Below are 6,121 nucleotides of genomic sequence, written 5' to 3' on the forward strand. Positions count from 1 at the left end.
CATCCAGGCCGGCATGAGCCACAGCTGCGGGCTCACCACGGACGGCCAGGCGCACTGCTGGGGCAGCAACGTGTCGGGGCAGCTGGGCACCGGCACGTATGCCGACACGGCGGCACCCGTGGCGGTGGCCGGCGGGCACACCTTCAAGGCTCTGAGCGTCGGCGGAATCTCAACCTGTGGGCTGGACACGTCAGGTGCGGCGTTCTGCTGGGGACGGCTGCGTCCGGGCGGCATCACCGGCGGACCGCCGCTCGCGGTGCCCGGGGAGCACGTGTTCCAGTCCCTGTCCGTAGGTGGCAGCAACTTTGCCTGCGCACTGACCGCCGCCGGTGTCGCGTACTGCTGGGGAGACAGCGAATGGGGCAAGCTGGGCAACGGGACGCCTTCGCCCGGGTTTTCCGATACGCCCACCCCCGTCGCGGGCGGGCTGAGGTTCGCTTCCATCTCCGCCGGCGACCTTCATGCCTGCGGCATCACCACCAACGGGGCGGCATACTGCTGGGGCTTCGGGCTCGTCGGGCAGTTGGGGAACGGCACCACCATCGACACCAGCGTCCCGGTGCGCGTGGCCGATCCGGACTGATGCACGGCCGCGCGAAGACCCGGTGTCACGCAGAGCAGCAGGGACGCGGAGAAGCGGAGTGAAAGATTCCTCCGCTCCCCTGCCGCGGCGCGTGACATCCATTTCAGTGGGATGACGCGAGACTCACGCGACATTACACACTGCCCGGTGGGAGGGGGCGGTATTATACTTTCCACGCGCCGCGCGTTGTGCCGCTCGGAATCACCGCCCCGCACCCGCTCTTCTTTCTACCCGCGACGGATTTACCTGATGTACAACAATCGCGCTCTCTTCCTGCTCGCCGCCCTCGTGCTCGCCGCCTGTGGCGACGGCGTCTCCACCTGCGACACCCCCGGCGGCTGCGGCGCCGCGCGCGACACCGTGATCCCGGTGGCGCAGATCTCGTCGCACCAGGATCCCGGCTGGGTGCGTACCGAGCGCGCCACGCTGACGGGAACGCTGAGCGACGACGTGGGCGTGGCGCGGGCCACCTGGACGGTGAACGGCGGCGCGGAGCAGGCGCTGGCCATCACGCCGGGCGCCACCGCCGCCTTCTCGGTGGAGGTGCCGGTGGTCGATACTGCCTGGACCACCGTGGCGGTGCACGCGTACGACGCCGCGGGCAACCGGGGGAGCACGGCGCCGCTGCGCATGGCCCGCGACACCACCCCGCCCACCCTCACCGTCACCAGCCCGGAGCCGGGCAGGACGTATGTCTACGATCTCATAGGGTTCCCGATGAACCTCCTGGCGGGGGGCACGGCGGACGGCGCCGTGCGGGCCAGCTATTCGCTGAACGGCCAGCCCGAGTCGCCGCTGGAGTACGGCATGTCGCTGTGCCAGTACAGGTGCTTCAGCGGAGCGCTTCTCGGAGTGCGGGCGGGTGAGAACGTGGTGGTGATTCACGCCTACGACGCGCTGGGCAACCGCGCGTCGCGCGAGGTGCGCTTCGTTTGGCAGGTGAAGCCCCGCGTGGAGGCGACGGCCCCCGCCGCCACCATCGATGCCACCGCCCCCGTGACCGGCACCGCCACGCATACGCCGGGCGTGGAGCGGGTGACGTATACGGTGAACGGCGGCGCGGAGCAGCCGGCCACCGGCGCGTGGGGAACGCCCAGCGTTTCCTTTGCCGCGACCGTGCCGCTGCGCCCCGGCGTCAACGACGTGGTGTTCTACGCGTACGGAGCAGACGGCATGCGCGGCGCCGACTCGCTGCAGGTGGCGCGGTCGCTCTCCGCCGACGTTCCCGGCGCGTTCTCGCAGGTAAGCGCGGGCTCCGGGCACAGTTGCGGCATCGAAGGCGGTACGCTGTACTGCTGGGGCGACCTGGCCAGCGGCTACTCCGACGTGCCGCGGAGGCCCCTGCCCCAGCCGGTTTCCGGCTCGTTCCGGCAGGTGATCGCGAGCAACTTCTTCACCTGCGCGCTGGCGCAGGGCGGCGCGGCGTACTGCTGGGGCATCGGCGACGACGGACGCCTGGGCGACGGCACCGGGGCCCACCGTTCGTCGCCCGCGGCCGTGAGCGGCGGGCTTGCCTTTGCGTCGCTCGGCGCGGGCGACTACCACGCCTGCGGGGTCACGGCGCAGGGCGCGGGCTACTGCTGGGGTGAGGGACGCGAGGGCGCCCTGGGCACCGGCACCGTGGCCAGCCAGCTCGCCCCGGCCGCGGTCGCCGGTGGCCACACATGGAGCCGCATCGAGGGCGGCATCCTCCACAGCTGCGGGCTCACCACGGACGGCAAGGCGTACTGCTGGGGCGACAACGGAGCCGGGCAGCTGGGCGACGGCACGTACACCGACGCCGTGGCGCCCGTGGCGGTGGCCGGCGGGCACACCTTCACGGCTCTGAGCGTCGGCGGAAGCTCCATCTGTGCACTTGACGCGTCCGGTGCGGCCTTCTGCTGGGGAGGGATGCGTACGGGCGGCATCACCAGCGGACTGCGCGAGGTGCCCGGGGGGCACGTGTTCCAGTCCCTGTCCGTAGGCGGCGACACGTTTGCCTGCGCACTGACCGCCGCGGGTGCCGCGTACTGCTGGGGACGAAACGGGGACGGGCAGCTGGGCAACGGGACAACCTCCCGGGAGTTGTCCTACACGCCCACGGCCGTGGCGGGCGGGCTGAGGTTCTCTTCCGTTCTCGCGGGGAGCCAGCACGCCTGCGGCGTCACCACCAACGGCGCGGCGTACTGCTGGGGATCGGGCGACGAGGGACAGTTGGGCAACGGCACCACCGTCGACAGCAGCGTCCCCGCGCGCGTGGCCGACCCGGACTGACGTACGGCACACGGGAGCTCCGCGGATGAAGGACACGCCGGTGCGGATCGTGGACTACGATCCCGCCTGGCCGGAACGGTTCCAGGCACTCGCCCGGCGCGCCGCCCGCGCGCTGGGCGACTGCGTTCTGCGTGTGGAGCACGTGGGCAGCACCTCCGTCCCCGGGCTGGCGGCCAAGCCGGTCATCGACCTGGACGTCGTGGTCCGCCCGCGGGACCTCCCGCTCGCCATCCAGCGCCTGGAAGCGATCGGCTACACGCACCGCGGTGAGCTGGGAATTCCCGGCCGCCACGCCTTTCGCGTGCCCCCCGGCGAGTCCAGGCACCACCTGTACCTGTGCGTACCGGAAAGCGAGGGGTTCCGCGACCACCTGCGCTTTCGCGACCACCTGCGCGCCGATCCTGATGCGGCGCGGGAGTACGCCGCCCTCAAGCGCCGGCTGGCGGATGAGCACGGCGCGGACGCGGACGCCTACCAGCGCGCCAAGCGCGACTTCATCGACGCCGTCACCCGCCGCGCGACGCCGGCCGATTCCCCCGAACCCGATCCTGGCGCAAAGATGACCATCAAGGCCAAGGCCGTCGCCGTGGTCCGCCACGAGGGGCGCGTGCTGGTGGAGCGCGGCTACGACCGGGTGGCCGGCAGCCGCTTCTACCGCGCCATCGGCGGGCACATCGACTTTGGCGAGCGGGCGGCGGAGGCGGTGGCGCGGGAGTGGAGGGAGGAGTACGGCCTGACGGTGGAGGGGCTGGCCCTGCTGGGCGTGGTGGAGAACCTGTTCACCTACGAGGGCCGTCCCGGGCACGAGGTCGTCTTCGCCTTCGACGCGCGGGTGGCGGAGCGGGAGGTCTACGAACGCGACGAGGTCGTGGGCGTGGACCCGGACGGCATGCGCCACGAGGCCCTGTGGGTCTCCCTCGCCGGCCTGGCGGATGGGGACGTGCCGCTCTCACCCAGTGGCCTGCTGGAACTGCTGATTGATGTAACCTGATCCGTGTGGTATGACGGATGAACGGATGGGGGTACAGAGGAGCAGAGGAAAACCAGAGGAACAGAGGGATACCGGACCTCTGTTCCTCTGATTTTCTCCCTCTGCTCCTCTGTACCCTTACAGTTTTCTTGCTCTTTTGACAAGCGAAAAGGACCGCGGGCCGGCCCTCCGTTTCCGGTGGCCGGCACGCGATCCTGTACGAGCGACTTCAGGGCCGGCGGGTGCCGGCCGGGAAGTGCTACTCGCTCAGCGTCTGGACGTTCTCCGCGCGCGGACCCTTGGGGTCCTGCACGAGATCGAACTCAACGCGCTGGCCCTGCGCGAGCGACTTGAAGCCGCTGCCCCCGATGGCGGAGTGGTGGACGAAGACATCCTTGCCGCCGCGATCCGGCTTGATGAATCCGAATCCCTTGTCGTCCATGAACCGCTCTACCGTGCCCGTCTCGCGTGCCATCGTCTCCGTCCTCCGTCGTGGTGTAAGCGAACTTCATCCGGCCTTCGACCTCCTGCTTGCAAGGGCCATGCTCAAAATGGTCGCATGGCTCCCGGCATCCCCCCGCGGGGAGCTTTGCGCCGCACCCTGGACGGTGGCGCAGAGGGTGCCGGGGCGGTAGTTTAGGGGTTCGCGGGGTACGTCCGGCTGGACGCCTACGCCGACTGAAAATGCTCACCTGTGCAGGGCGCGGTCCACGATGAAGGTTGTTTCGGAATGGCTCACCGAGCGGGTGGAGAGTGCGCCCACCTCGTACGACCGCAGCCTTCCCGACCGGGCCGCGCTGCGCATTCGCATGGCCTGGCAAAAGCTGAAGCAGCAGGCCGGCGAGGGCGACGAGCTGTGGGCGTTCACCAATCCGTCCAGCATGTGGAAGAAGCAGGGCCGCCTTACCGGCTACGCGCTGGTGCGCGACGGCGAGATCGTGGACAGCGTGACCCTTCCCTCGCACCACTAGCCGTCCGGCCTTCCCCTCCCCGCGCGCACCCTGACCGACCAGCCGGGATGAAGCTCACCACGGAGCTGTGGCTTCCCGCCACCGTGGAGCACCCCACCGCCGACGGCCGCACCCTGCGGCTGGCGCCGGGGGGCTCCGTACATCCGTCCTACACCTTCGAGCTGTCCGTCCACCGTCCGCCCCCGGTGGACCCCGATCCGCGCGACATCATCGAGCACCGCGCGTGGATCGCGGACGCGGACGGCACCGTGTGGACCGCGGCGTCGCGCTTTACCTCGTCGTGGCTGGTGGAGCAACTGGCGGCGGCGGGGTTCGAGAACGGCCGGCTGCTGGCGTACTACGACCGCGAGCCGTCGGTGCACGCCGCGTTCACCGGCGGGCTGCTGCTGGACGCCGTGCAGTACGGCAGCGACGACCGGCTGTACCGCTCGCTGCTGCTGGAGGGGCGGTGGATCCAGTGCATCTTCAAATACACCACGCTCCTGTTCGACATCGCGGCGCGGGAGGACGATTTCGGCCGGCTGCAGCTGTTCGCGCGGCTGCACGCGGACTGCTGGGACTGCTTCCAGTCGGTGGATGACGAAGAGCGCACGCGCCTTTCTTCCGCGCTGGTGTTCGAGCTGGACCATCCCTCCGTCCTCATCACCCGCAACACCGCCGTCGAGGGCCCCGCGCCCGGCGAGTGGAACGACAGCCCGCTGGCCCTGCCGGTCCGCTGGGAGCGCGTGTCGGACGGCGCGCCTCCGCAGGCGTGCGTGACGGTGGTGTAGGGGCGGTGTAGAATAGGGGCGGTAGAAGGCGGGCTGGCATCGCGTTGCGCCGGCGGGGGGCCCCTCCCCCGGCCCCTCCCCGTTCGTTCCTCACGGAGAGGGGTGAATTCGAGCGCGCTTCGGCAGGGATTCTACTGCGTCGGCGGGCGCCCCCTCCGGCTCGCTTAGGCTCGCCACCTCCCCCAAAACTGCTGGGGGAGGTTGGTGAAGCCGCTGGGACTGTGGCTCGGCGATGAGCACTGAACTGGCGCCCGCGGGGGGCCCCTCCCCCGGCCCCTCCCCGTTCGTTCCTCACGGAGAGGGGAGAATTCGAGTGTGCTTCGGCAGGGACACTGCTGCGTCGGCGGGCGCCCCCTCCGGCTCGCTTAGGCTCGCCACCTCCCCCAAAACTGCTGGGGGAGGTTGGGGGTGCGGACGGTCCAGTGGTTCGGCGACGGGCGTCGCACTGGCGTCGGCGGGGTGCCCCTCCCCCGGCCCCTCCCCGTTCGTTCCTCACGGAGAGGGGAGAATTCGAGCGCGCTTCGGCAGGGATTCTACTGCGTCGGCGGGCGCCCCCTCCGGCTCGCTTAGGCTC

At 70.5% G+C, this 6,121-nt stretch carries 6 protein-coding genes; 5 read left to right on the forward strand and 1 reads right to left on the reverse strand.

Going from position 1 to position 6,121, the window contains the following annotated elements; all coding sequences use genetic code 11:
• The 3 genes from VGC13_RS08275 to VGC13_RS08285 form a co-directional block, all read left to right on the forward strand.
• Positions 1 to 583: RCC1 domain-containing protein (locus VGC13_RS08275; protein ID WP_331124762.1), on the forward strand; the 583-nt coding region annotated here is incomplete at its 5' end.
• Between the two features lie 249 nt (positions 584 to 832).
• On the forward strand, positions 833 to 2,836 hold the full coding sequence (locus VGC13_RS08280; RefSeq protein WP_331124763.1) for a hypothetical protein: 2,004 nt from the start codon (positions 833 to 835) through the stop codon (positions 2,834 to 2,836).
• 25 nt (positions 2,837 to 2,861) lie between these two features.
• Positions 2,862 to 3,827: a GrpB family protein gene (locus VGC13_RS08285; protein WP_331124764.1), complete on the forward strand. Its 966-nt coding sequence runs from the start codon at positions 2,862 to 2,864 to the stop codon at positions 3,825 to 3,827.
• Positions 3,828 to 4,065: 238 nt separating this feature from the next.
• Here the strand turns inward: VGC13_RS08285 and VGC13_RS08290 are convergent, their stop codons facing one another.
• Positions 4,066 to 4,281, reverse strand: coding sequence for a cold-shock protein (locus VGC13_RS08290; RefSeq protein ID WP_331124765.1), 216 nt, complete (start codon positions 4,279 to 4,281; stop codon positions 4,066 to 4,068).
• A 238-nt stretch (positions 4,282 to 4,519) separates the two neighbouring features.
• Between VGC13_RS08290 and VGC13_RS08295 the strand changes: the two genes are divergently transcribed.
• Positions 4,520 to 4,777: a hypothetical protein gene (locus VGC13_RS08295; protein ID WP_331124766.1), complete on the forward strand. Its 258-nt coding sequence runs from the start codon at positions 4,520 to 4,522 to the stop codon at positions 4,775 to 4,777.
• A 47-nt stretch (positions 4,778 to 4,824) separates the two neighbouring features.
• Positions 4,825 to 5,547: a hypothetical protein gene (locus VGC13_RS08300; RefSeq protein ID WP_331124767.1), complete on the forward strand. Its 723-nt coding sequence runs from the start codon at positions 4,825 to 4,827 to the stop codon at positions 5,545 to 5,547.
• Positions 5,548 to 6,121: the final 574 nt, after the last annotated feature.

Origin of the sequence: Longimicrobium sp. (genome assembly GCF_036399255.1) — a bacterium.
GTDB lineage: Bacteria > Gemmatimonadota > Gemmatimonadetes > Longimicrobiales > Longimicrobiaceae > Longimicrobium.